We start from the raw sequence: 25,785 nt of genomic DNA, 5'->3' as shown, positions 1-25,785 counted from the left end.
GCAGGGATGCTCGCTTACTTCTTGCCGTAGACCGGCAGGCGCGAGGTCAGTTCGTTGACACGGGCACGCACGGCGGCGATGTTGGCTTCGTCGCGCGGGTTGTCCAGCACGTCGGCGATCAGGTTGGCGGTCAGCTCGGCTTCCGCCTCGGTGAAGCCGCGCGTGGTCATGGCCGGCGTGCCCAGGCGGATGCCGCTGGTCACGAAGGGCTTTTCCGGATCGTTCGGGATGGCGTTCTTGTTGACCGTGATGTGGGCCTGGCCCAGCACGGCTTCCGCTTCCTTGCCCGTGATGCCCTTGGAACGCAGGTCCACCAGCATGACGTGGCTTTCGGTGCGGCCGGAAACGATGCGCAGGCCGCGCTTGACCAGCGTGTCGGCCAGCACCTTGGCGTTCTTGACCACTTGCTGCGCGTAGTCCTTGAAGGCGGGCTCCAGCGCTTCCTTGAAAGCCACGGCCTTGCCGGCGATGACGTGCATCAGCGGACCGCCCTGGATGCCGGGGAAGATTGCCGAGTTGATGATCTTCTCGTGCTCGGCCTTCATCATGATGACGCCGCCGCGCGGGCCGCGCAGCGACTTGTGCGTGGTCGAGGTGACGAAGTCGGCGTGCGGCACCGGGTTGGGGTAGGCGCCGCCGGCGACCAGGCCGGCGTAGTGGGCGATGTCGACCATGAACAGCGCGCCGTTTTCACGGGCGATGCGGGCCATGCGCTCGAAGTCGATGTGCAGGGCATAGGCGGAGGCGCCAGCCACGATCAGCTTGGGCTTGTGCTCCTTGGCCAGTTGCTCGACCTGGTCATAGTTCAGGACTTCGTTTTCGTCCAGGCCGTAGGAGATGAAGTTGTACAGCTTGCCCGAAGCGTTGACCGACGCGCCGTGCGTCAGGTGGCCGCCTTCGGCCAGGCTCATGCCCAGCACGGTATCGCCCGGCTTCAGGACGGCCATGTACACGCCCTGGTTGGCTTGCGAACCCGAGTTGGGCTGCACGTTGGCGGCTTCGGCGCCGAAGATCTGCTTCAGGCGGTCGATGGCCAACTGCTCGACCACGTCCACGTATTCGCAACCGCCGTAGTAGCGCTTGCCCGGGTAGCCTTCGGCGTACTTGTTGGTGAGCTGCGTACCCTGGGCTTCCATGACGGCCGGGCTGGCGTAGTTCTCCGAGGCGATCAGCTCGATGTGCTGTTCCTGGCGGACGTCTTCCTTCTGGATGGCGGCCCAAACGTCCGGGTCAGCCTTGGACAAGGTGAGGTTGCGGTCAAACATGACGGGGGGTTCCTGAGGCGGTAAGAGAGGAGAAAACTGCGCCCGGGTGGGTAAACCCGGAGAATGACGGATAGTTTACCCCGTCGGGCAGGATCAAATGCGCCCAAAATGCAGGGAACCCGGGCAAAATTCCCGGCATGGGCGCGAAAACCACGCCATCCTCCGCGGCCGGAAAAGCCGCCTCAATCCGACTTGAGAAACTTTCATGCAAAGCGCCACGCTCATAACCTACTCATTAGTAGCTGCGGTCAGCGTCGTCAGCCCCGGCCCGGCTACCATGCTGGCCATCCGCAACGGCGCGGCGGGCGGGCTGCGGGCCGTCCTTCCGTCCACCCTGGGCAACGTCACCGGACTGTTCCTGCTGTCGGCCGCCGCCATGCTGGGACTGGGCGTGGTGCTGCAATCGTCCGCCATGCTGTTCACACTGCTCAAGCTGGCTGGCGCGGCGTACCTGCTCTACCTCGGCCTGCGCCACCTGCTGGGCCGCTCGACCATCGCACCGCCCGCTGACGCCTCCGCGCCGGCGCCGCGCAGCGCCGGCCGGCTCTATTCGGAAGCCGCGCTCGTTGCCACGCTGAACCCCAAGCCCATCCTGTTCTTCACGGCGCTGTTCCCCCAGTTTCTTAACGCCGCCGAGCCGTTGCTGCCGCAGTTCTTCATCCTGACGGGCATCTTCACGGGCATGTCGCTGGTGTCGCTGCTGGCCTACGGCACCTTGGCCCACCGCGCCCGGCGCCTGCTGCGCCAGCCCCGCATCGTCACCTGGATCAACCGCCTGGTCGGCGCCATCTTCATCACTTTTGGATTGGCGCTGCTGCGGCTCAAGCGCGCAATGGGCTGAGGAAATAGAAAAAGGCCGCAGTCGCAAGACTGCGGCCTTTCGGCGGCGCGGCGGATCAGGCCGAGGTGGCGCCGATCTGCTTGGGAGCCAGTTTCGGATTGAGCGTATACGTGCCGGTCAGCGACGCCTGCGCCAGCACATGCTTCTGGATCGCGCGCAGCGCGTCCTCGCCGGTGAAGGAGCCCTGCAGGTTCAGCGTGGGCACGTCCAGCGCATACAGGGTGAAGACGTAGCGGTGCGGGATGGCGTCGTTCCAGGGCGGGCACGGACCGTCATAGCCGAAGTAGTCGCCGCTCATGTCGTGGTCGTTGGCGAACCAGGACGAGTACGAGTTGATGCCCTGGCGCGCATCCATCGGCGCCAACGGGCCGCCCTTGCCGCGCGGCGTGATGCCGCTGGAGAAGGTGCCTTCCTCGATGTCGCGCAGATCGGCCGGCAGATCGACCAGCACCCAGTGGAAGAAGTCCACGCGGGGCAGGCTGGCCGGCACCTCGCGGCCTTCCTGGTTGACGTCGTCGGGCTCGGAGGGCACATCGGGGTCATGGCAGATCAAGGCAAACGACTGCGTGCCCGCCGGAACTTCGTCCCAGGAAAACTGCGGGTTGAAGTTGTCTGCCAGCGCGACGTGCGATTGCGCATCGATCCTGCCGAAGGCATAGCGTTCGGGAATCGACTCGTTATCGGAAAAGGACAAACTCGAAAGTTTCATGTCGTGCTCCTTGATGTGCCGCAAAGGCCCCACTGCCCCTGTCTGTACCCTCAGCGTATCAAAACTTCGCAATCATGGGTTCAAGTTAACACGCGCAAATTTGCGCTTGCCCACCTGAACGACGTAAGTCCCCGCCGGCAATTGCAACGATTTGTCTTCCACGCGATCGCCGTTGACGCGCACGCCGCCCTGCTCCACGTTGCGCTGCGCTTCCGAGCCGGAAGCCACCAGGCCGGCCTCGCGCAGCAGCTTGAGAATGCCCACCGGCGCGCCGCCAATGTTCACTTCGGGAATGTCGTCGGGGATGGCGCCGTCGCGGAACCGGGCTTCGAACGAAGCCAGCGCTTCGTCCGCGGCCTTGGCGGAATGGAAGCGCGCGATGATTTCCTGGGCCAGCATGACCTTGGCGTCGCGCGGATTGCGGCCGCCATCGATCTCCTGCTTGAGCGCGGCGATGTCTTCCAGCGAGCGGAACGACAGCAACTCGAAGTAGCGCCACATCAGCGTGTCGGAAATCGACATGAGCTTGCCGAACATAGAATCGGGCGACTCCGAAATACCGATGTAGTTGCCCTTGGACTTGGACATCTTCTCTACGCCATCCGTCCCGACCAGCAGCGGCATCGTCAAGATGCACTGCGGCTCCTGGCCATACTCCTTCTGCAGCTCGCGTCCAACCAGCAGGTTGAACTTCTGATCGGTGCCCCCCAGCTCCAGATCGGACTTCAGCGCCACCGAGTCGTAGCCCTGCATCAGCGGATACAGGAATTCATGCACCGAGATCGGGATGCCGCCCTTGAAGCGCTTGGTGAAATCCTCGCGCTCCATCATGCGCGCGACCGTGTAGCGCGACGCGAGCTGGATCATGCCGCGCGCGCCCAGCGGATCGCACCATTCGGAGTTGTAGCGGATCTCGGTGCGGGCCGGATCCAGCACCAGGCTGGCTTGCGCGTAGTAGGTCTTGGCGTTGGCCTCGATCTGCTCGCGCGTGAGCGGCGGGCGGGTGTTGTTGCGGCCGCTGGGATCGCCGATGGTGGAGGTGAAGTCGCCGATCAGGAAGATGACGTTGTGGCCCATGTCCTGCAGCTGGCGCATCTTGTTCAGCACCACCGTGTGGCCCAGGTGGATGTCCGGCGCGGTCGGATCCAGCCCCAATTTGATGCGCAGGGGCACGCCCGTGGCGCGGCTCCTGGCAAGCTTGCGGGCGAATTCGGACTCGACCAGCAACTCATCGCAGCCGCGCTTCGCTATACGCAGATCTGCTTCGACTTCGGGGGTAATCGGGGCTTCTGAGGGTGACATGGCAGGGGGACCAACTCGGCTTCAGCCGATAAAAAGGTGTAAAAAGTGACGAAAACTATCGAAAATTCTAGCCGAATCAGCTAGGATACCGCCCTAATCATACGCAATTGCCATATATACGCAGTTGTGGTCCGGTTTACACCCCGCTGTTCACAAGATGCGCCCCGCGCCAGCCCTTGCCCCGAAATGTGCGCGCGAGGGCCGTTCGTGTCACGCACCCTGCGAGCTCAAGCCACCTGAGAGGGTATCTTCACGATGAATCGTGGCCTCCACGAACTGGCGAGTAGCATCAAACGCAAAGTTGCTGCCGTGTTTGCGCCCGTCAAGCCCAAGCCTCAGCGCTCGGGACTTTTCCGCCGCACGCTTCTCGTCACCGCAATTGGTCTGTTCGCTGGCGCCGCCGCCCTGGGCATGGTGCAGCAACCCGACCGTACCGAACTCCCCCCTTCGCGCATCATCAGCAGCGTCCTGCCGCTAAGCGCCGAGCAAGTCGAAGTCAGCACCCCCAGCGCCGCCCCCTACATCAGCGAAACCCGGATCCGTGCCGGCGACACGCTGGCCGCGGTGCTACAACGCCTGGAACTCGACGCGCCCAGCCTGCAGACCTTCCTGACGCACGAAGCCAGCGCCCGCAGCATCTACAAGCTGTACCCCGGCCGCTCCGTGCAGGCCGCGACGGACGAAGCCGGCAACCTGATCTGGCTGCGTTACATCCACACCCCTGGCAACGAGACAGATGGCCAGGTCGTGACGCGCATGCTGCACGTCGCGCCCGCGGGCGACAGCTACAAGGCCGAGGAAATCACCGAAAGCACCGAACGCCAGACCCGCGTCGCCGTGGGTACGATCCGTTCGTCGCTGTTCGGCGCCACCGACGCTGCCGGCATCCCGGACTCGGTCACCATGCAGATGGCCGACATCCTCAGCGCCAAGATCGACTTCCTGCGCGACCTGCGCCAGGGCGATAAATTCCGCGTGGTCTACGAAGTGCGTTCGCACGACGGCCGCTACGCGGGCGCCGGCCGCGTGCTGGCGCTGGAATTCATCAACGGCGACAAGACCTACAACGCCGTCTGGTTCAGCCCCGACGAAAAGAGCGGTTCGTACTACGACTTCGACGGCACCAGCCTGCGCGGCGCGTTCCTGCGCACCGCCCTGAAGTTCAGCCGCATCAGCTCCACCTTCGGCATGCGCATGCACCCCATCCACAAGACCTGGACGGGACACAAGGGCGTGGACTACGCGGCGCCTTCGGGCACGCCGATCCATTCCACCGCCGACGGCACCGTGGAATTCTCCGGTTGGCAGAATGGCTACGGCAACGTCGTCATCGTCAAGCACCACGGCAAGTATTCGACGCTGTACGCCCACCAGAGCCGCATCGCCGAAGGCATCACCAAGGGTTCGAAGATCTCGCAGGGCCAGTTGCTGGGCTATGTTGGCGCCACCGGCTGGGCCACCGGCCCGCACCTGCACTACGAATTCCGCGTGGACAACCAGCCGATCGATCCGCTGTCGGTGGACCTGCCGGTCGCCCGCAGCCTGGAACCCGCCGAAGTCCGCGCCTTCAATCAGGCCGTGGGACCGTACAAGGCGCAGATCCAGCTGCTGACCGAGTTCCAACAGACTCTGCCCGACGCGCTGACCAACGTGGCCAGCCGCTAAAGCCGGTCCAACGTCCCGTCAAAAGCGGCCCCGCACTTTCAGCTGCGCGGCCGCTTTTTCTTTTTCGAGGCTCCTCGTGAATCCATCCACCACTAACGCACAGCTCTATATCGGACTGATGTCGGGTACCAGCGTGGACGGCGTGGACGGCGTGCTGGTGCGCCTGGCCGATGACCAGGCGCCGGCCGTGCTCGCCAGCGCCAGCCTGCCCATGCCGGCGGACCTGCGGCGCGAACTGCTGGCCCTGAACCAATCCGGCGACGACGAGCTGGCCCGCGCAGCGGTGGCCGCCAACGCCCTCGCCCGCCTGTATGCCCAGACCGTGGCGGCCCTGTTGCAGCAAGCCGGCGTCGCGGCCGACGACGTGACCGCCATCGGCGCCCACGGCCAGACGGTCCGGCACCGGCCCGACCTGGGCTACACCGTGCAGCTCAACGCCCCCGCCTTGCTGGCGGAACTGACCGGCATCGACGTGGTGGCGGATTTCCGCAGCCGCGACGTGGCCGCGGGCGGCCAGGGTGCGCCGCTGGTGCCGCCCTTCCATGCCGCCATTTTCGGCTCGCCGCAAGGCCGCGCCGTCCTCAACCTGGGCGGCATCGCCAACGTGACCCTGCTGGAGCCGGGGCATGCGCCCCGCGGCTTCGATACGGGGCCCGCCAATGTTCTGCTGGACGGCTGGTGCCAGCGCCACCTGGGCCGGCCTTATGACGCCGACGGCCGCTGGGCGGCGACCGGCCAGGTGCTGGCGCCGCTGCTGGAACAACTGCTGGCCAGTGAACCCTGGTTCGCCCTGCCCCCACCCAAATCCACCGGGCGCGACCTGTTCAACATGCAATGGCTGGACGATCGCCTGGCCGCATTCGACGGCCCCAAGCCTGCGCCGCAAGACGTGCAGGCCACGCTGCAGCGCCTGACGGCGCGCACGGTCGCCAATGCCGTCGATGCGGCCGCGGCGGGCACGCAGGAAGTCTTCGTCTGTGGCGGCGGCGCGCGCAATCCCGGCTTGATGCGCGAACTGGCGTACTGTCTGCAACGGCCGGTGCACGCCACCGATGTGCTGGGCGTGCCGGCGCAAGAAGTCGAGGCCCTGGCGTTCGCCTGGCTGGCGCAGGCCTTCGTGCAGCGCAGGCCGGCGGGCTTGCCGGCCGTCACCGGCGCGCGCGGCGCGCGCATCCTGGGCGCGCTCTATCCGGCCTGAAAGCCGCGCGCCCATGCAAAAAGCCCTTCGGCGCGCCGAAGGGCTTTTTCCTTTTTCCTGCCCGGCTGATTACACCGAGAACGAGGAACCGCAGCCGCAGGTAGTGCTGGCGTTGGGATTGCGGATGACGAACTGCGCGCCTTCCAGGTCTTCCTTGTAGTCGATCTCTGCGCCGACCAGGTACTGGAAGCTCATCGGGTCGACCAGCAGTTGCACGCCGGCCTTGTCCAGCACGGTGTCGTCATCGTTCACGACTTCGTCGAAGGTGAAGCCGTACTGGAAACCCGAACAGCCTCCGCCCTGCACGAAAACGCGCAGCTTCAGCTCAGGATTGCCTTCTTCGGCCAACAGATCCTTCACCTTGGCCGCAGCCGAGTCGGTAAAAACCAGGGGAGCAGGCGGGGCGGCCTGCAGGTCGACGGTTTCGGTCACTGCATTCATGGTTCACTCCTGGCCGGTTCGGCCATATTTCGGTGAGCGGCAACGGCGCTCGCATGGTGTCACTATAGCGCAGGGCTTGCGCAGACTCAAAGTTCGAGCTTGACGCTTCTTGACGCGCGGACGGTATCGCCCTCCAGGACGCTGACCGTCACGCTTTCGGGGACAAATCCCTCGGGCAGCGCCAGGATGCCCTGGCTGCGCTGGTATTGATCGAACTGCAGGGCCAGCGGCGAGGTCGGCGCGCTGTCGCCAGGAATGGCGACAGAGCCGGATTCGGCCTTGACCTGCATGGGCGCCAGATCCACCTTCACGGTTTCGCCCTTCAGGACGCCAGTGGCCTGGAAACGCAAAGCGCCCGAGAATGGAGAGCCGCCATTGCGGCCGCTGCGCATCAACAGGACCTTGTAGCGCAAGCCGCCGCCACTGCGGTCGATCTCGACGCCACGGATGTCCACCGACCCCTCGGGACCCGGCGGCAATAGCTGCTCATAGAACGCCAATTGATCGCGCACCCTGCCGACCTCGGCCTGGACCGTGCGCAGCTGCGTTTCCAGTTCCTGGCGCGCGGCGCGTTCGATGACCAGCTCGCCGTCGGCGGTGTCCAGCTGCCCTTGCGTGTAGCGTAGCTGCGTCGACTGTTGACGCATGGCCTCTTCCTGGACCTCGGCCTGCCGGGCGCTGATCACCACGGCATCCTGCGGCCGGTAGAGCTTGCGGGCGTAGAAGAAGCTGGCGGAACCGCCCAGCAGCACGCCGATCAGCAGGCCCACGAATACGCGCGTCAACCCGCCGGCGGAGCGAGACTGGGGCGTGGTGGAGGAATCGGCGGGCATAAAGAGCGGCGGCTTGCGGCCCTGAGGCCGCAAGCCTGCGTACATCAAGGCAGGATCGCGACCTGATCCAGGCCGGTCGATTCGGGGATGCCGAACATCAGGTTCATGTTCTGCACGGCCTGGCCGGCAGCGCCCTTGACCAAGTTGTCCTGAATCACCAGGACGATCAGTTGGTCGCCATTGCCGGGACGGCTGAGCGCAATCCGCAGGTTGTTGGAGGCGCGCACCGAACGGGTTTCAGGCAGGCTGCCGGCGGGCATGACGTCGACGAAGGGCTCGTCGGCGTAGCGCTGTTCAAACAGGGCCTGGAAGTCGGTATCGCGGGCTTCCGGCAGGATGCGCGCATAGATGGTGGAGAACATGCCGCGGATCATCGGCACCAGATGCGGCACGAAGGTCAGGCCGACCTTGCCGCCGGCGATCTTTTCCAGCTGCGCGACGATTTCCGGGTGGTGGCGGTGGCCAGCCACGCCGTAGGCCTTGAAGTTGTCGGAAGCTTCGGAGAAGAGCGAGCCCACTTCCGCCTTGCGGCCGGCGCCCGACACGCCCGACTTGCAGTCGGCGATCAGGGTTTGCGCATCGATCAGCTTCTTGCCGCCTTCGAGCAGCGGAGCCAGGCCCAGCAGCACGGTGGTGGGATAGCAGCCGGGGTTGCCGATGACGCGGGCCTTGGAAATGGCCTCGCGGTTCAGTTCCACCAGGCCATACTGGGACTCGGCCAGGATGTCCGGGCAGGTATGGGGAATCTTGTACCAGCGTTCGAAGGTGGGGATGTCCTGCAGGCGGAAGTCGGCGGCCAGGTCGATGACCTTGGTGCCGGCATTGATGAGTTCCTGGGCCTGGGCCATGGCCACGCCGTGGGGCGTCGCGAAGAACACGACGTCGCAATCCGTCAGCGTGGCCTTTTCCGGCGCGGAGAAAGCGATATTCACGCGGCCGCGCAGGTTCGGATACATGTCAGCCACCGGCAGCCCGTCTTCCTTGCGGGACGTGATGGCGGTCAATTCCACATTGGGATGCTGCGACAGCAAGCGCAGCAGCTCGACGCCGGTGTAACCGGTGCCGCCGACGATACCAACCTTGATGCGGGTGTTCGATGCTTGGGCCATGATGTGTGCTCTTCGTAGAACGAGGATCGATTGTATCGCTCGGGAAAGCGGGTGTTGCGGCTAAGAGCCCGAAATGGCACCGCAGTCCTTCTTTCCGACCGGAGGGAATGCGCGGAGTTCCGCGCGGGGCGCACAGCGGCCGGACGGGGGCCGGCGCTGGTACAAATAGTGCGAAAAAAAGCCCGCCGAAGCGGGCTTTTTCGTGCAGCAGCGTATTAACGCTTGCTGAACTGCTTGCGCCGACGTGCCTTGCGGAAGCCGACCTTCTTGCGTTCGACTTCGCGGGCATCGCGGGTGACAAAGCCAGCTTGCGACAGTGCGGGCTTCAGGGTCGCGTCGTAGTCGATCAGGGCACGCGTGATGCCGTGACGGACTGCGCCGGCCTGGCCGGTTTCACCGCCGCCGTGCACGTTGACCTTGATGTCGAACGATTCCAGGTGGCCGGTCAGTTCCAGCGGCTGGCGCACGATCATGCGGCCGGTTTCGCGGGCGAAAAAGTCGTCGACGGGCTTGCCGTTGACAACGATCTTACCCGTGCCCTTCTTGATGAAAACGCGAGCCACCGAGGTTTTGCGACGGCCGGTTCCGTAATTCCAGTTACCGATCATGGCGTTTCCTTAGATATCCAGCGTCTTGGGCTGCTGGGCGGTGTGCGGGTGCTCGGCACCGGCGTACACCTTCAGTTTCTTGATCATGGCGTAGCCCAGAGGACCCTTGGGCAGCATGCCCTTGACAGCCTTCTGGATGGCGCGGCCGGGAAAACGCTCTTGCATCTTCTCGAAGTTCGTTTCACGGATACCGCCCGGGTACGTCGTGTGGCGGAAGTACTTCTTGTCCTTCGCCTTGGCGCCCGTAACAACGATATCGGCAGCGTTGACGATGACGATGTAGTCACCGGTATCAACGTGCGGCGTGAATTCAGGTTTGTGCTTGCCACGCAGACGACGTGCGACTTCGCTGGCCACACGACCGAGGACTTTGCCCTTGGCGTCGATCACAAACCAGTCACGTTGGACTTCATGCGGCTTGGCCACAAAGGTCTTCATGATGGTTCCTAAGAATAAAAATTTTCCTGGCTGGACCATCCAGCCAGTTTTTTTCCCCGAACTAGACCAAAATCGCGGAAAGAACCCAGCGGGTTTTCCAAAAATTCAGTCGATATCAGCGTCTTGCCTAAGCGTTATTACCCGCCCGTGCATTGGCCAAAATGAGGGAAAGCCTGCGATTCTAACACAGCTGCTCAAAAAGTGGGCAACTTAATCCTCGCCGGAAATACGCCAACGGCGCCCTGAGGCGCCGCCGGCACATCCAGACAATCAGGGACGCACGCCCTGGAACGCCGGCTCAGGCGCCCAGGTAGGCTTCCAGAACGCGGGGATGGCCCAGCAGTTCGCGGCCGGTGCCGGTGAGCGCCATGGCGCCGTTCTCCAGCACGTAACCGTGCTGGGCAATCTTCAGCGCCTGGCGCACGTTCTGCTCGACCAGGAACAGGGTCAGGCCATCGGCGTTGATCGCGCGCAGGGAACGGAAGATCTCCTGCACCACGATGGGCGCCAGGCCCATGGAGGGCTCGTCCAGCAGCAGCAGACGCGGCTTGGCCATCAGTGCCCGGCCGATGGCCAGCATCTGCTGCTCGCCGCCGGACAGGTTGCCGGCGATGCCGGTGATCCGTTCCTTCAGGCGCGGGAACAGGTTGAACACGTATTCCAGGTCCGAGTCGACGTTCTTGAGGCCGCGGCGGTAGGCGCCCAGCTCCAGGTTTTCGAGCACGGTCATGGTGGTGAGGATGGCCCGCCCTTCCGGCACCTGGACGATGCCTCGCGCCACGAGTTGATGCGGCGGCAGGTTGGTGATGTCCTCGCCTTCGAAGGTGATCTTGCCGCGCGCCTTGGGCAGCAGGCCCGACAGCGCCAGCAGCGTGGTCGACTTGCCGGCGCCGTTGGCGCCGACCAGGGCGGTGATTTCCTTGGCGTTCAGGTCCAGGTCGATGCCGCGGACGGCTTCGATGTGGCCGTAATTGACCTCGAGTCCGCGGACTTCCAGCATGGCGCTCATTGTGCAGCCTCCGCGCAATGCGCTACGGTATTCGTCTTGGGAGCGGCCCGGCGACTCATTTGGCGGCCCCCGCTTGTTCGGTGTCTTCGTCGTCTTCGCGGCCCAGATAGGCTTCGATGACCTGTTCGTTGTTGCGGATCTCGTCAGGCCCGCCGCAAGCGATGATCTTGCCGAAGTTCAGCACCGCGATGCGCTCGCACAAGCCCATGACGAAGCGCATGTCGTGTTCGATCATGAGGATGGTGTAGCCGCGGTCGCGGATGGCCAGGATCTCGCGCATGAGCTCGGCGCGCTCGCCGGTGTTCATGCCGGCGACCGGCTCGTCCAGCAGCAGCAGCTTGGGTTCGGTGGCCAGCGCGCGCGCCAGCTCCAGGCGGCGCTGCTCGCCGTAGGACAGGTTGTCCGCCAGGTCGTTGGCCTTATGGTCCAGGCGCATCCAGGTGAGCAGTTCATGCGCGCGCTCGCGGGCGCGCTTTTCGTGCTCGCGGTAGCCCGGCAGGCCCAGCAGCAGGCTGGGGAAGCCGTAGTTCATGTGGCGGTAGGCGCCCACCACCACGTTTTCCAGCAGCGTCATCTCCTTGAAGAGACGGATGTTCTGGAACGTGCGGGCGATGCCCATGCGCGTGATGCGGTGCGGCTTCTTGTCCAGGACGCTCTGGCCGTTGAACGTGATGGTGCCGCCGCTGGGCGGCAACAGGCCGGTTATGAGGTTGAACACCGTGGTCTTGCCGGCGCCGTTGGGGCCGATCAAGCCGAAGATGGCGCCTTCGGGGACCGACAGGCTGACGTCATGCAGCACATGCAGACCGCCGAAGCTCTTGGAGACGGAAGAAAGCTCAAGCATGGCGCTTGCCTCCCTGGCGTCCTTGGCGCATCCAGCGCTTGAAGCGCGCCGGATCCCAGATGCCTTGCGGCAGGAACAACACAATCACCACCAGAATCACTCCGTTCGCGACCAGGCGCAGATCGGCAAAACCGCGCAGCATTTCGGGCAACACGGTAATGATGAAGCTGCCCAGCACGGGACCGGCCAGGCCGCCGATGCCGCCCAGGATCGCCATGGTCAGGATTTCCACGCCACGGTCGAAACCGTATTCGTTGGGGCCGATGAAGAAGGTCAGGTGCGCGTTCAGGGCGCCGGCCAGACCCGCGATCATCGCGCCGGCCACGAAGGCCAGCATCTTGTTGGCGCGCACGTCGATGCCCATCAGGCCGGCCGCGGTTTCGTCACCGCGGATGGCATCGAACGAGCGTCCGATCTTGGAGGCGCGCACGCGCCACAGCACGAACAGCACGATGACGACGGCCAGCACCACATGCCACCACTGCGTCAGCTGCGGGATGCCGTTAAGGCCCAGCGCGCCGCCGGTGATGGACTCGGTGTTGAGGATGGTCACGCGGACCACTTCGCCAAAACCCAGCGTGGCCATGGCGAGGTAGACCCCGGACAGCCGCAAGGTGGGCAAGCCGATCAACGCCGCCACCAGCGCGGGCGCGGCCATGCCGCCGGCAAGCGCAACCGAGAACGGCGCGTCGTAGTTCATGGTGAGCAGCGCGGCGGTGTACGCCCCGATGCCCATGAAGGCTGCGTTGGCCATGGCCAGCATGCCGCAAGCCAGGGTCAGCCAGATGGAGAGGACCAGCAACGCATTGGTGCCCAGCGTGAGCACCAAGTTGCCGTAGATGGCCCAGAAGTTTTCGAATCCGCTCATTCTTTAAGCCTTGCGTTGAACCACTTTGCCGAACAGACCTTGCGGGCGCACCAGCAGGATCAGGAACAGCAGGCCGAAAGCCACCGCATCGCGCATGGTGGAGCCGATGTAGGCCACCGACAGCACCTCGGCGAAGCCCAGGAACAGGCCGCCCAGCATGGCGCCGCGGATGTCGCCCATGCCGCCCAGGATGATGACCGCGATGCCCTTGTGCAGCATCGGCTGGCCCATCAGGGGGAACAGCGCGTTGGAGTACAGCCCGATCAGCACGCCGGCCACGCCGCCCAGGGCGGCCGCGGCGAACGAAGTGGTGACGAACAGTTTTTCGACGTTGATGCCCAGCAGCCACGCGGCCTTGGGCGATTCGGCGATGGCGCGCAGGGCGCGGCCGAATTGCGTGCGGCGCATGACGTACATCAGCACGGCCATCAGCGCGAAAGACAGGAAGATGATGCCCAGTTCAATGACGGTCAGGTGCAGGCCGGCGACCTCGATCACTTCCTCGGGCACGGTGCCGTGCGGGAAGCGCAGGTTGCTCGCGCCAAAGATGCTCTGGGCGGTGTTGTTCAGGATGATGCCCACGCCGATGGTGGCGATCATGGGGATCAGGTGGGGCGCGTTGCGCTTGCGCAGCGGCTTGAGCACCAGGTAGTCGATGATGACCCCGGTGAAGCCGGCGACGAAGAACGCTGCCATCAGGCCGGCCCACAAGGGCAGGCTGAATTGCTGCACCACGAACAGTGCCGCGTAGGCGCCAACCATGAAGACGGCGCCATGCGCCAGGTTGATCACCCCGAGCACGCCGAAGATCAGCGTGAAGCCCAGCGCGAACAGTGCATACACACAGCCCAGCGACAAGGCATTGACGAATTGTTGTTCGAACATGATGGGACTTTCCAAAGCTGTGAGGGCCCCATGCAGCGCCCACTGCATGGCCTTGAGCCTCCCGGCGGGGAGGCATTTCTTTTAGGGTGACGGCCCTGCGATAAAAAGCGCCTTGCGGACGGCTCAGCCGCCCGCAAGGCGCATCCCCCCGCGCGGGGATGCGCAGCGCTTACTTTTCGATGACGTACTTGCCGTCCTTCGTCACGCTGACGATGGGAGCCTGGTCGGCATCGTAGCCGGCGGGCTTGCCGGCGCGGTCGTTGGCCTGACGGAACTTGAACGGGCCAGTGGCGCCGGTCCAGGTGACCGCGGGCAGCGCGTCGCGCAGGGCTGCGCGATCCTTGGGCAGGTCGCCCGAGATCTTGACGTTCTTCAGGGCCTGGGCCGCGATGTACATGGCGTCATACGACTGGGCCGCGAACTGGTCGGGCGCGCCGTTGAACTTGGCCTTGTAGGCGTCGATGAACTTGACGTTCTCGGGGGCCTTGTTCTCGATCGACCAGGGGCTGCCGATCCACAGATTGTTCGACGCGCCGCCAGGGGCCAGGTCGAAAATCTTGACCGAGTTCATGCCGTTGCCGCCGATGACGGGCACGTTCAGGCCCAATTGGCGGGCCTGCACCATGATCGGAGCGCCTTCGGCCAGCAGTGCGGACAGCACGATGGCGTCGGGGTTGGTGCCCTTGATCTTGGTCAGCTGGGCCTTGAAGTCCACGTCGCCCTTGGCGAACGTTTCGGTCGTCGTGACCGGGATCTTCTGGTCTTCCAGGGCCTTCTTGAAGTTGTCGTAGCCGCTCTTGGTGAAGACGTCGTCGTTGCCGTAGAGCACCGCCACGTTCTTCAGGCCGGTCTTGGCCTTGACGGTGGAGATGGTGGCCGGCAGCACGTCGGCTTCGGTGACCGAGTTGCGGAACACGTAGTTGCCGATGGAGGTGATGCCGTCGGCGGTATTGGAGGTGCCGAAGGCGACCGTCTTGGCGGCCTGGGCGATCGGGTCGGCGGCCTGGGCCGAGTTCGACAGCGTCGGGCCGAAGACCATCAGGACGTTGTCCTTGAAGATCAGCTTCTTGAAGACGTTGATCGCTTCTTCTTTCTTGCCTTGTTCGTCCTCGACCACGAGCACGATCTTGTTGCCGTTGATGCCGCCGGCGGCGTTGATTTCATCAGCGGCCAGCTGGAAACCATTGCGGATCGACACGCCGTACTGGGCAGCGCCGCCCGACAGGGCTTCGGCCACGCCGATCTTGATGTCGGCCGCATGGGCAGCCGGGACGATACCGGCAGCGATCAGCGCGGCCAGCAGCTTCTTGGTCTTGGATTGCATGGTTGTTACCACCTTAAAGTCTGTCTCGGAATATTGGTAATCCGGGCTGATGTAATCCTGCCGGATTGACGTCGGATGCCGCCTAAAGGCGCCATGTTTGCGCGTCAAGACCCGGGATATTACTCCTTTGTATCAGGCGGCTACTCGAACGCCATTCAACAAAAGCCTACAAACCGCCCATTTTTTTGTAAAAAACGTGTGGTTACTAGCAAAAACCCTAACGCCGGCCGAATGTTATTCGGCAGGCGTAAGTGTCCTACGTTCTGGCCGATAGCGCTACGCCCAGGTATTGGTCGTAGGCGCTTTCGGTCAGACGGAACCATGGCATTTCGCTGTCGCGAAAACCCATGTAACTATCGTGCATCGCCTTGAATCTGGGGTCTTTGGCGCCCAAGTCCCTATAGAGCTGCTGCGTGGCCTCGAACGCCAGGTCCATGATGGACCGCGGGAATGTACGGATTTGAGCGCCGTTTGTCGTCAATTGGGCCAGCGCGGCCGCGTTGCGGGCATCGTAGCGGGCGATGGCGGCGGCATGCGCGGCCTGGGCGGCCGCGTCCACCACGGCCTGGTAGTTCTTGGGCAACGCATTCCAGGCTTCGTCGTTGATATACAGCGACAGCTGTTCACCGGGCGCCCACCAGCCGGGTGCGTAGTAATACTTAGCAACCTTATTAAGACCGAGCTTGTCGTCATCGTAGGGGCCCGCGCCCGCCACCGCCTGCAGGCCGTCCTTCTCGAAGGCCTCGGCCAGCTTGGCGGGATCGGCCTGCTGCGGCGCCACGCCCAGCTTGGCCAGCACGTCGCCGGCCAGGCCGCCCACCCGCATTTTCAGGTCTTTCAGGTCGCCGGCGCGCTTGATTTCCTTGGTGTACCAGCCGCCCATCTGGGCGCCGGTGTTGCCCAGCGGAAAGTTGATGATTTTTTCAGGCTTGAAGAGTTCGCGGGTCAGCCGCAGGCCGCCGCCTTCGCTCATCCAGGCGTTCATCTGCCTGGCGTTCAGGCCGAAGGGCACTGCGGCGTCGAAGCAGAAGACGGGGTTCTTGGCGTAGTAGGCGCGGGACGAGGCATGGCCGCATTCCACCTTCTTGGTGGAGACCGCTTCCATCAGGTCCGCGGCGGGCACGATCTCGCCCTCGGGGAAATGGCGGATGTTGAACTTTCCGCCCGTGGCTTCAGAGACGAACTTGCAGAAGCTTTCGCCAGCGCCAATGCGCAGATCCAGGGTGCTGGGGAAGCCGGAAGACAGGCGCCAGCTCAATGAGGGCATGTCCTGCGCGAACGCGGGCGCGCTGACGGCGGCTCCGGTGGCGACAGCGCCGAGACCGGCGTGCTTCAAGAACGAACGTCGTTGCATCTCTTTGCTCCTTTACAGCAACACCTGGGCCATCAAGCGATACCCGGCGGATATTACACGCTGATATCGGCCTGCCTGGCCACACTATCAGGTAAGGGATTGCAAAGACCGGAACGACTGCCGGGTCTGCGTGGCGGCCGCGGCGCATCATGCCGCGGCCAATACGCAGGATCAGATTCCGGCGATCGCCATCTGCTCGATCAGGATCGAGCCGGTGGTCTTGGTGCCGCGCGAAATCGTGTCGGCGCCGACCGCCACGATCTGCTTGAACATATCGGCCAGATTGCCGGCAATGGTGATTTCCTGCACCGCGTGCTGGATCTGGCCGTTTTCCACCCAGTAGCCGAACGCGCCGCGCGAGTAGTCGCCGGTGACGTAGTTGACGCCCTGGCCGATCAGCTCCGTGACGAGAAAGCCCGTGCCCATCTTCTTGAGCATGGCTTCGAAGTCGTCGCCGCGGCGGGTCTGGGTGGAGCTGAACACCAGGTTATGCGAACCGCCGGCATTGCCGGTGGTGGTCATGCCCAATTTGCGAGCGGTGTAGGACGACAGGAAATAGCCTTCCAGCACCCCGGCCGACACCACGCTGCGGCGGCGCGTGCGCACGCCTTCGTCGTCGAAGGGCGAGCTGCCCATCGCGCCGCGGATGTGCGGATCTTCGGTCAGGTTGATGTGTTCGGGGAAGATGGGCTTGCCCAGCGCGTCCAGCAGGAAGCTGGCCTTGCGATACAGCGCGCCGCCGTTGGCGGCCTGGGTCAAGGCGCCCACCAGCCCCAACGCCAGGGGCGCTTCGAACAGGACGGGGAACTTGCCGGTGCGGATGCGGCGGGCCGACAGCCGCGACAGCGTGCGCTCGGCGGCGTAGCGGCCGATGGCTTCGGGCGAAGCCAGCTTGGCGGGATCGCGTTCGGAGCTGTACCAGTAGTCGCGCTGCATGCCGTTGCCGCGGCCGGCAATGGGCGCGACCGACAGGCTGTGGCGCGAGTACGGGTAGCCGCCCAGGAAGCCGCGCGTGTTGCCCATCACGAACTGGCCTTCGTAGGTGCCCACGGTGGCGCCATCGGTATTGGTGATGCGCGGATCGACCTCGCGCGCGGCGCGCTCGGCGCGCAGCGCCAGCTCGGCGGCTTCTTCGGTGGACACGCCCCAGGCGCGGTGCAGGTCCAGGTCGGGGAATTCAGTGGCCAGCTGGTCGGCGTCGGGCAGGCCGGCGGCCGGATCGGCGGCGGTATGGCGCGCGATGTGCCAGGCGGCTTCGACCGTCTGGCGCAGCGCCGCTTCGGAAAAGTCGGAGGTGGAAGCGGAGCCGCGGCTCTGGCCGGCGTAGACCGTCAGGTCCAGCGAACGGTCGCGGGTCTGTTCGACAGTTTCGATGTCGTTCTTGCGTACGGAGACCGACAGGCCCAGGCTTTCCGAGACTTCCGCCGCTGCGTCGGAGGCGCCGATCTGGCGCGCATAGGCGAGGGTTTGTTCGACGAGTTCAGAAAAACGCGCGTGATTCGCCGCCAGCGGCAAGGATGAGGAGGTTTTAACCATTGCTGTCCAATTTGCAGAGACGGTTATCATAGCCAAGTCTGTCATTGCGCAGTTTTCCATGAATTCCCATATTGAAGAAGAATCCGTCGACGACGGTTACGACGAGAACGGCTACGACCGTCCCAGCAAGTCCCAGGTCAAGCGCGAAATGCACGCGCTGCTGGACCTGGGCAAGCAGCTGATCGAACTGTCCCCCGAACGCCTCAAGCAATTGCCGCTGGCCGAGCGTCTCTATGAGGCGATCCGCACGGCGCAGCGCACCACCGGGCGCGAGGGCAAGCGGCGCCAGGTTCACTTCGTGGGCAAGCTGATGCGCGACGCGCCCGCCGACGAGATCCGCGCCCAGCTCGACGTCTGGGAAAACGGCTCGCGCGAGGAAACCGCCGCCATGCACCGGCTGGAGACGCTGCGCGACCGCCTGCTGGACGACGACGAGGCCCTGACCAAGCTGCTCAACAGCAATCCGCAAGCCGACGTGCAGCAGCTGCGCGCGCTGATCCGCGCCGCCCGCAAGGAAAAGCTGGCCAACGCCGCCCTGCTGCAAGGCCAGGAACCGCAGAAGAAGCACTACCGCGCGCTGTTCCAGGCCCTGAAGACCCTTACCCTTTGATTTTCATCGCCCGCCGTCCATGAACGCTCCGACCGACCTGCTCGATTGCATCGAGATCGAAACCGCCCCCAATCCCACGCACGCCGTGATCTGGCTGCATGGCCTGGGCGCCGACGGCAACGACTTCGCGCCCATCGTGCCGGAGCTGGACCTGCCGGCCGGCGCGTCGGTGCGCTTCGTGTTCCCGAACGCGCCGGTGCAGCGCGTGACGATCAATAACGGCATGTCGATGCGCTCCTGGTACGACATCCTGGTCATGGACCTGGTACGCGTCGAGGACGCCCGCGGCATCCGCGCCTCCGAAGCCGCGATCCACAAGCTGATCGCGCGCGAGAACGCCCGCGGCATCCCGACCTCGAAGATCGTGCTGGCAGGCTTTTCGCAGGGCTGCGCCATGACCCTGCACACGGGCATCCGCCTGCCGGAAAAGCTGGCGGGCATGATGGGCCTGTCGGGCTATCTGCCGCTGCTGGACACGGCCGAAGCCGAGCGCAACAGCGCCAACCAGGACACGCCCATCTTCCTGGCCCATGGCCAGTACGACCCGGTGGTGTCGCTGCCGCGCGCCCAGGCCTCGCTGGCCGAGCTGCGGCGGCTGGGCTACGACGTGCAATGGCACACCTACCCGATGCCGCACTCGGTCTGCGCCGAGGAAGTGGCGGATATCTCCAAGTTCCTGAACCAGGTTCTGGTCTGAGGACCATGCAGGGCCGCGCCCGGCGGCCCTGATCGCGGCAGATGGGCGTCCTGCGCCCTGCCCGCCCGCTCGCAGGCCCTGGCGGCCTGCGATTTCATTTTGTATACCAAGTGGTATCCCAGCCTGGAATTTTCCTGGGCTGACTTTCTCTCGTCCATAGAGAAAAACGCCAACTGCAAAAAGCTTGTCGCCTATTTGTATTGAATATAGTATTCGATCCAAGCCTTACCGGCCCGGGCGAGCAGTTCGGGCTTCCCTGTTGTTGTTGTCGATCCATCCCATTGGCCGTGTCGCGCCGGGTTTCGGCGTGGCATTCAAGACGCAGGAGAAAGTCCCGTGAAATCCTTGCCATCGCCCCGTCTGGCGGCTGCGGCGCTGCTCGCGCTGTTCGCCCCCTTGGCCGCCCAGGCCGAAGCCCTCAATCCCCCCGTGAAGGTCCGCTACGAAGAAGTGGTGCGGTCCATTCTTTACGTGCCCAAGTACGTGGCCCTGTCGCAGGGCTATTTCAAGGACGCGGGCCTGGACGTGTCCATGAAGACCTCGCAAGGCACCGACAAGGGCATGACCGCCCTGCTGTCCGGCAGCGCCGACATCGTGCTGATCGGGCCCGAGGCGTCCATCTACGTCCACAACAGCGAATCGCCGGTCAAGCCCAAGATCTTCGCCGGGCTGACCGCCACCGACGGCTTCTTCCTTTTGGCGCGCAAGCCGGTGGAGAAGTTCGACTGGTCCATGCTCAAGGGCAAGGAGGTCATCGGCTTCCGGCCGGGCTCCAATCCCATCGTGTTCCTGGAAACGGCGCTGCGCAAGCATGGCGTGGATCCCCAAAAGGACGTGAAGCTGCTGAACAACATCGGCATTCCCGCGCGCGCGGGCGCCTGGATGGCCGGCCAGGGCGAATATGGCATTTTTCTTGAACCCGAGGCCGGCGAATTGGTGCGCAACGGCAAGGGCTACATCGTCGCCTCGGTGGGCCACGAAGTCGGCCAGGTGGACTACACGGTCTTCACCGCCACCGACAAGTACATCCGCGACAACCCCAAGGTCATCCAGGCCTGGACCGACGTGGTGGCGCGCGCCGAAAAATACGTGAAGGACACGCCCGCGGCCACGCTGACGCCGCAGATCATGACGTACTTCCCCGGCATGGACCAGGCTGCGGTGACAGAGGCCATCGAGCGCTACAAGAAGTACCAGATCTGGAAGACCACGCCGCTGGTGACGGCCGAAGCCATGAACCAGTTGCAGGACATGCTGATCGCCAGCGCGGTCATGAAGGACAACGCCCGCGTGAAGTACGAGGACGTGGTGGTGACCGACTTCGCGAAGAAGGCCCAATGATGGGCGCCGTCGTCCACAACCTGAAGCCGGACACCGCCACGGCGAAGATCGAACTGCGCGAGGTCTGTCTTTCCTATTTCACCCAGGAAGGCGAGACGGAGGCGCTGTCGAACGTGTCGTTCACGCTGGCGGCGGGCGAATTCGTCAGCCTGATCGGGCAAAGCGGCTGCGGCAAGAGCACGCTGCTGTCGCTGATCGCCGGCCTGATTCCGCCGACCTCGGGCGCCGTGATGATAGACGGCCAGGCCGTGACCAAGCCCAATCCGCGCATCGGCTACATGCTGCAGCAGGACTACCTGTTCGAATGGCGCACCATCCTCGACAACGTCATGCTGGGCGCGGAGATCCAGGGCCGGCGCGATGCGCGCAGCGAGGCGCGCGCCGTGCATCTGCTGGAGAAATGCGGACTGGGCGCCTTCCTGTCGCACACGCCGCGCCAGTTGTCGGGCGGCATGCGGCAGCGCGCCGCGCTGGCCCGCACCCTGGTCACCGAGCCGGACGTGATCCTGCTGGACGAGCCCTTCTCGGCGCTGGATTCGCAGACCCGGCTGGCAATCTCCGACGAAGTGGTGGACATCCTGCGGCGCGAAGGCAAGACCGTGGTGCTGGTGACGCACGACATCGGCGAAGCCATCGCCATGACGGACCGCGTGATCGTGCTGTCGCGCCGGCCCGGCCGCCTCAAGAGCCAGTACCGCATCCATTACGGCGACGGCCAGGCCCGGCCCACGCCGTTCCAGGCTCGCTCGCGGCCCGAATTCAATACCTACTTCAAACAGCTGTGGGACGAGCTCGATGTCCACGTGGAGGGTTGACCCATGAACGCGCCCGTCGCCAACACCGTTCCGCTGCGCGCCGTGCGCGCGCCCAGCGAGAAGTACCTGAACTACCTGCGGCGCGACCGCGCCCGCCGCCGGCACATCCGCATCGCGCAGGCGCTGCTCTTGGCCGTGTTCCTGTGCGCCTGGGAAATCCTGCCGCGCATGCATATCCTCAACCCGCTCCTGACCAGCTACCCCAGCGCGCTGTGGCCAACCTTCATCGAGCTCTGGAACAACGGCAACCTGGGCAAGCACATCATGACCACGCTGAGCGCCACGCTGGTGGGCTTCGGCCTGAGCATGGCGATCGGCATCGTGGTGGCGGCTGCGCTGTGGTGGTCGGACTTCCTGTACAAGGTGCTGGACCCCTTCCTGGTGGTGGCCAACGCCATGCCCAAGATCGCCTTCGTGCCGATCTTCTACCTGTGGCTGGGTTCGGACTACGCGGTGTACGGCATGGCCGTGGCGATCGCGGTGTTCGTGACCATCATGGTGGTGTATGCGGGGTTTCGCGGCATAGACCTGAACAAGGTGAAGCTCGCCCACACCTTCGGCGCCAGCCGCTGGCAGGTGCTGACCAAGGTGGTGCTGCCGGGCAGCGTGCCCACGCTGATCGCGGCGGTGAAGATGAACATCGGCCTGGCGCTCGTGGGGGTGATCGTGGGCGAGTTCCAGTCGGCGGATTCCGGCCTGGGCTTTCTCATCATGAACGGCAGCCAGGTGTTCAAGCTCAACATCGTCATGACCGCCATCGCCATCCTGGCCCTGATCTCCAGCGTGATGTACCTGATCGTCTACCGCATCGAAGCCGCGATCGCGCGGCGCTACGGATAAGGAACCGCCATGGAATTCCCGCAATGGGTAAAGGATCGCGTGATCGCCCGCCAGGGCCGCCTGCACCCCTATGACGAACTGCCCGCCGCGCGCCTCGCGGTGGTGGTGGTGGACATGCAGCAGTACTTCACGGTGCCCGGCTACCAGGGCGAATGCGCGCCGGCGCGCGAGATCATCGCCCCCATCAACCGCCTGTGCGACGCGGTGCGCGCCGCCGGCGGCACCATCGTGTGGGTGCAGACCGCCTCCGATAACGCCGACTCGTTCTGGTCGCACCATCACGGCGTGATGCTGACGCCGGAGCGCAGCGCCAGGCGTCTGGAAACGCTGCGCCGCGATGCTCCGGGGTATGCGTTGCATCAGGACCTGCATGCGCACGACACCGACCTGCGCGTGACCAAGCGCTTCTACAGCGCGATGGCGCCGGGCTCGTCCGAACTGGAGCCGCTGTTGCGCGGGCGCGGCGTGGACACGCTGCTGATCGCCGGCACCGTCACCAACGTGTGCTGCGAATCCACCGCGCGCGACGCGATGATGCGGGACTTCCGCACCATCATGGTGGACGACGCGCTGGCCGCCGTCACGCCTGCCGAGCATGAACACGCGCTGCACGGCTGGATGCTGTTCTTCGGCGACGTGCTGTCGGTGGACGAATCGATCGCGCGGCTCAAGCCCGCCCAGGCAGTCAGGAAGACCGCCTGAACGGGCCTGATATCAGGACAGGTTCAGCCAGACCCGGCGCATCGTCGGGTCTTCCGGATCCGCGTCGTTGGTGAAGCCCAGGCTGGTCATCAGCGACAGCATGGGCCGGTTGGTCGACAGCACCAGGCCGTCGATGTATTCCAGCCCCTGCTCGCGCGCCGCGTCGATCAGCGCCGACATCAGCTGGCGGCCCAGGCCGCGGCGTTGCCAGTCGTCGCCGATCACCAGGGCGTACTCGGCCCCCCTGCCGTCGGGGTTGCGCAGGTAATGCGCGAAGCCCACCAGCACCTCGCGCGGATGGCCGCGGTTGGCGGGGTTGGGCACCTGCGTGGCGGCCACCAGGGCCAGCTCGCGGTGGTAGTCCACCTGCGTGTAGCGCGACACCATGCGCGGGGTCAGCTCGCGCATCATGGACACGAAGCGCATGTAGCGCGAACGCTCGGACAGGCCGCGGATGAATTCCTGCAGCGGTTCGGCATCCTCGGGGCGGATGGGACGCAACACCCAGGGGATGCCGTCGGCGAAGCGGCGCACCTGCACCAGCCGGGCCGGATACGGGTGGATCGCCATATGCGGGTAGCCCGCGGTCTGCGGCGTTGCGCAGCCGGGCTTCTCGGTCAGCGTCATGCGCAGCCCGCCGGCGCGCAGATGGGTTTCGCCGGCGTATAGCGGATCGATGTCCAGGGATTCGATATCCGGCAACTCCGACACCAGCTCGGACACCAGCACTACCGCCTGCTGCAAGGCCTCGGCGGCCATGTGGCCGATGCGCGGCGCCAGCACGCGGCGCCACAGCCGGCTGCGTTCGATCAGTTGGCGGGCCAGGAAGCCGTTGAGCGGCGGCAGGTCGACGCCGCGGTCGGATTGCGACAGCACCGCGTCCGGGCCGCCCGCGCCGAAGCGGATGACAGGGCCGAACTGCGGGTCGCGCCGCACCCGGATCGCCATGGGGCGGGACTCCGGCTCTGCAGCCGCCACGTCCATCGGCGTGTCGCGCAGCGGCACGTAGAACAGCGCCAGCAGGCTGCGGATTTCGGAGGTATTCAGTTCGCGCCGGCATTCGGCGCGCACGCGCGCCAGGATCTCGCGCGCGGCGGCCAGGTCGGGCACGTGGCTGGCCGGCTCCGGCGGCTGCGTCTGCAACAGCAGCTGCTGGTTGTAGTGATGGGTCGCCAGCACGCCGAAAGCGTCGGCGGCCGATTCGGGCGTGCGGAAAGCCGAGGTCCCCGCGTCATCCAGCATGCGCCGCAGCGGCCGCATGCCGGCGTCGCCCATGAAGCAGGTGACGACCGGCTTTTTCGCCTTGGGCGCGATCTGCGCCAGTTCGCGCGCCACCGCCTGCATGTCGGCCAGCGCGTCGGGCGCCAGCAGCACCAGCACGCCGTCCACGCCGGCATCGTCCAGCACCGCGTCCAGCATGGCGCGGATGCGCTCCGGGGTCAGCGGCGTGAAGGTGATGACGGGATTGGCGGTGGCGGCGTCGGGCTCCAGCATGGCCGCCAGCGTCCGCTGGGTCGCGGGCGCGAGCTCCGCGCGCAGCACGGCGGCGTCGGGGCCGATCAGGTCCATGGCCAGTTGGGGAGGCCCGCTGCCGTTGGAGATCAGCGCCACGCGCCGGCCCTTGGGACGGCGCGTGTAGCCCAGCACCTTGACCGCCGAGAACAGCTGCACGAAGTAGCGCACGCGGACCGCGCCGGCGCGGCGCAAGGCGGCGTCGAAGATGGCGTCGGCGCTATCGGTATCCGCGCGGCCGGCCTTCAGCACGATCACGGGCTTGATCGAGGCTGCGGCGCGCAAGGTGCTCATGAATTCGCGGGCCGGACCCACGTCTTCCAGATAGAGCACGATGCTGTCCGTGCGCGGATCGCTGGCAAGATAGTCCAGCACCTTGGACAGGCCCACCACCGCCTCGTCGCCCAGCGACACGGCGGTGGAAAAGCCGATGTGCACATCCTCGGCCCAGTCCATGACCGCGGCCATGATGGAGCGCGACTGCGCCAGCAGCGCCACGCGGCCGGCGCGCGCCAGCACGGGGTGCTGGCTCAGGTTCAGGCCGGCGTGCGGCCGCTGTGCGCCGAAGGAGCGCGGACCGAGCAATTCACAACGGTTTTCCTCGGCCCAGGCGCGGCACAGCGCCAGCGTGCCGCGCGGATACGGGTCGGGCAGTTCGTGCGGCAGCAGAATTACCGAGCGCGGCGCCAGCGGCGACAGCCGGCGCAGCGTTTCCGGCAGGACGGCGGGCGAAACGCAAACCAGGGCCAGATCAGGCCGTTCGCCCTGGGCCAGGCCCTGCAGCGTGTCCGGCAGGTCCGGCGCGGCTCCTACTTCGCAGGCCACCACCGTGGTCTTGCCCTTGAGCGCGGGCGGCAACGAGGCCGCCGCCGGCAGCGGCCGGTCGGCGACGATCACCAGCGAGGCGGGCTCGAACATCGGGGCGAGAGCGTGTCGCAACATGGTGTTAGCAGGCCCTAATCTAAAATACCCCTCATCGTAACAAGACAACCCTGCCCTACGATTGACATGGGCCCAGCCTGACGCCGATTTGTGGCGC

25 protein-coding genes are annotated in these 25,785 nt (G+C 65.2%); 9 read left to right on the top strand and 16 right to left on the bottom strand.

The window, feature by feature from the left end:
• Positions 1–14 precede the first annotated feature (14 nt).
• Positions 15–1,265, bottom strand: a complete 1,251-nt coding sequence (glyA, locus tag ACZ5YA_RS25590) for a serine hydroxymethyltransferase (RefSeq protein ID WP_059372890.1) — start codon at positions 1,263–1,265, stop codon at positions 15–17.
• Positions 1,266–1,470: 205 nt separating this feature from the next.
• Here glyA and ACZ5YA_RS25585 point away from each other — a divergent pair, with 205 nt between their 5' ends.
• Entirely contained in the window at positions 1,471–2,106 is a 636-nt protein-coding gene (locus ACZ5YA_RS25585; protein WP_118932555.1) for a LysE family translocator, read from the top strand.
• Between the two features lie 55 nt (positions 2,107–2,161).
• On the opposite strand, the gene ACZ5YA_RS25580 is transcribed toward ACZ5YA_RS25585, so the two are convergent.
• Entirely contained in the window at positions 2,162–2,815 is a 654-nt protein-coding gene (locus tag ACZ5YA_RS25580) for a YbhB/YbcL family Raf kinase inhibitor-like protein (protein WP_059372885.1), read from the bottom strand.
• 72 nt (positions 2,816–2,887) lie between these two features.
• The gene (gene tyrS / locus ACZ5YA_RS25575) at positions 2,888–4,117 is read right to left on the bottom strand and encodes a tyrosine--tRNA ligase (RefSeq protein WP_059372882.1); all 1,230 of its coding nucleotides are present in this window, start codon (positions 4,115–4,117) and stop codon (positions 2,888–2,890) included.
• Positions 4,118–4,372: 255 nt separating this feature from the next.
• On the opposite strand from tyrS, the gene ACZ5YA_RS25570 reads away from it, so the two are divergent.
• Both ACZ5YA_RS25570 and ACZ5YA_RS25565 read left to right on the top strand, forming a co-directional pair.
• Positions 4,373–5,782, top strand: a complete 1,410-nt coding sequence (locus tag ACZ5YA_RS25570; RefSeq protein WP_059372880.1) for a M23 family metallopeptidase — start codon at positions 4,373–4,375, stop codon at positions 5,780–5,782.
• 118 nt (positions 5,783–5,900) lie between these two features.
• Entirely contained in the window at positions 5,901–6,980 is a 1,080-nt protein-coding gene (locus ACZ5YA_RS25565; RefSeq protein ID WP_464092874.1) for an anhydro-N-acetylmuramic acid kinase, read from the top strand.
• A gap of 69 nt (positions 6,981–7,049) precedes the next feature.
• Here ACZ5YA_RS25565 and erpA read toward each other — a convergent pair whose 3' ends face one another.
• The 12 genes from erpA to pmbA all read right to left on the bottom strand — a co-directional run bounded on the left by erpA (position 7,050) and on the right by pmbA (position 18,229).
• Entirely contained in the window at positions 7,050–7,421 is a 372-nt protein-coding gene (erpA, locus tag ACZ5YA_RS25560) for an iron-sulfur cluster insertion protein ErpA (protein WP_013391415.1), read from the bottom strand.
• An 86-nt stretch (positions 7,422–7,507) separates the two neighbouring features.
• The gene (locus ACZ5YA_RS25555) at positions 7,508–8,254 is read right to left on the bottom strand and encodes a DUF6776 family protein (protein WP_118932593.1); all 747 of its coding nucleotides are present in this window, start codon (positions 8,252–8,254) and stop codon (positions 7,508–7,510) included.
• A 44-nt stretch (positions 8,255–8,298) separates the two neighbouring features.
• Entirely contained in the window at positions 8,299–9,363 is a 1,065-nt protein-coding gene (argC, locus tag ACZ5YA_RS25550) for an N-acetyl-gamma-glutamyl-phosphate reductase (RefSeq protein WP_054458385.1), read from the bottom strand.
• A gap of 215 nt (positions 9,364–9,578) precedes the next feature.
• Entirely contained in the window at positions 9,579–9,971 is a 393-nt protein-coding gene (gene rpsI / locus ACZ5YA_RS25545) for a 30S ribosomal protein S9 (RefSeq protein WP_006217310.1), read from the bottom strand.
• A gap of 9 nt (positions 9,972–9,980) precedes the next feature.
• Positions 9,981–10,409 carry a 50S ribosomal protein L13 gene (gene rplM, locus ACZ5YA_RS25540; protein WP_013391412.1) on the bottom strand — a complete coding sequence of 143 codons (429 nt, stop codon included), beginning with the start codon at positions 10,407–10,409 and terminating at the stop codon, positions 9,981–9,983.
• A gap of 298 nt (positions 10,410–10,707) precedes the next feature.
• Entirely contained in the window at positions 10,708–11,418 is a 711-nt protein-coding gene (locus ACZ5YA_RS25535) for an ABC transporter ATP-binding protein (protein ID WP_054458384.1), read from the bottom strand.
• Positions 11,419–11,473: 55 nt separating this feature from the next.
• Positions 11,474–12,262 (bottom strand): ABC transporter ATP-binding protein, encoded by a 789-nt coding sequence (locus ACZ5YA_RS25530; protein WP_059372876.1) that lies wholly within the window; start codon positions 12,260–12,262, stop codon positions 11,474–11,476.
• Positions 12,255–13,130, bottom strand: a complete 876-nt coding sequence (locus ACZ5YA_RS25525; RefSeq protein WP_464091407.1) for a branched-chain amino acid ABC transporter permease — start codon at positions 13,128–13,130, stop codon at positions 12,255–12,257. The genes ACZ5YA_RS25530 and ACZ5YA_RS25525 overlap by 8 nt, the downstream gene beginning before the upstream one ends.
• A gap of 3 nt (positions 13,131–13,133) precedes the next feature.
• A complete protein-coding gene (locus ACZ5YA_RS25520) occupies positions 13,134–14,015 on the bottom strand; it encodes a branched-chain amino acid ABC transporter permease (protein WP_059372875.1) in 882 nt (293 codons plus the stop codon).
• Between the two features lie 169 nt (positions 14,016–14,184).
• Complete coding sequence (locus ACZ5YA_RS25515; protein ID WP_118932553.1) at positions 14,185–15,339, bottom strand: ABC transporter substrate-binding protein; 1,155 nt, start codon at positions 15,337–15,339, stop codon at positions 14,185–14,187.
• A 256-nt stretch (positions 15,340–15,595) separates the two neighbouring features.
• Positions 15,596–16,693 carry a TRAP transporter substrate-binding protein gene (locus ACZ5YA_RS25510; protein WP_464091406.1) on the bottom strand — a complete coding sequence of 366 codons (1,098 nt, stop codon included), beginning with the start codon at positions 16,691–16,693 and terminating at the stop codon, positions 15,596–15,598.
• A gap of 171 nt (positions 16,694–16,864) precedes the next feature.
• On the bottom strand, positions 16,865–18,229 hold the full coding sequence (pmbA, locus tag ACZ5YA_RS25505) for a metalloprotease PmbA (protein WP_059372869.1): 1,365 nt from the start codon (positions 18,227–18,229) through the stop codon (positions 16,865–16,867).
• A 58-nt stretch (positions 18,230–18,287) separates the two neighbouring features.
• On the opposite strand from pmbA, the gene yjgA reads away from it, so the two are divergent.
• The 6 genes from yjgA to ACZ5YA_RS25475 all read left to right on the top strand — a co-directional run bounded on the left by yjgA (position 18,288) and on the right by ACZ5YA_RS25475 (position 23,234).
• Complete coding sequence (gene yjgA / locus ACZ5YA_RS25500; protein ID WP_059372867.1) at positions 18,288–18,839, top strand: ribosome biogenesis factor YjgA; 552 nt, start codon at positions 18,288–18,290, stop codon at positions 18,837–18,839.
• A 19-nt stretch (positions 18,840–18,858) separates the two neighbouring features.
• Complete coding sequence (locus ACZ5YA_RS25495) at positions 18,859–19,536, top strand: alpha/beta hydrolase (protein ID WP_059372865.1); 678 nt, start codon at positions 18,859–18,861, stop codon at positions 19,534–19,536.
• A gap of 336 nt (positions 19,537–19,872) precedes the next feature.
• On the top strand, positions 19,873–20,877 hold the full coding sequence (locus tag ACZ5YA_RS25490) for an ABC transporter substrate-binding protein (RefSeq protein ID WP_059372863.1): 1,005 nt from the start codon (positions 19,873–19,875) through the stop codon (positions 20,875–20,877).
• Positions 20,877–21,692, top strand: coding sequence for an ABC transporter ATP-binding protein (locus ACZ5YA_RS25485; protein ID WP_059373042.1), 816 nt, complete (start codon positions 20,877–20,879; stop codon positions 21,690–21,692). Before ACZ5YA_RS25490 ends, ACZ5YA_RS25485 begins: the two co-directional genes overlap by 1 nt.
• A gap of 3 nt (positions 21,693–21,695) precedes the next feature.
• Positions 21,696–22,532 carry an ABC transporter permease gene (locus ACZ5YA_RS25480; protein ID WP_059372861.1) on the top strand — a complete coding sequence of 279 codons (837 nt, stop codon included), beginning with the start codon at positions 21,696–21,698 and terminating at the stop codon, positions 22,530–22,532.
• Between the two features lie 9 nt (positions 22,533–22,541).
• Positions 22,542–23,234 carry an isochorismatase family protein gene (locus ACZ5YA_RS25475; protein WP_464091405.1) on the top strand — a complete coding sequence of 231 codons (693 nt, stop codon included), beginning with the start codon at positions 22,542–22,544 and terminating at the stop codon, positions 23,232–23,234.
• Between the two features lie 12 nt (positions 23,235–23,246).
• On the opposite strand, the gene ACZ5YA_RS25470 is transcribed toward ACZ5YA_RS25475, so the two are convergent.
• The gene (locus ACZ5YA_RS25470) at positions 23,247–25,688 is read right to left on the bottom strand and encodes a bifunctional acetate--CoA ligase family protein/GNAT family N-acetyltransferase (RefSeq protein ID WP_059372856.1); all 2,442 of its coding nucleotides are present in this window, start codon (positions 25,686–25,688) and stop codon (positions 23,247–23,249) included.
• Between the last annotated feature and the right edge of the window lie 97 nt (positions 25,689–25,785).

The sequence above is a fragment of the Achromobacter sp. JCM 18799 genome, assembly GCF_055395645.1.
This window is presented reverse-complemented; position numbering and strand designations above follow the sequence as displayed.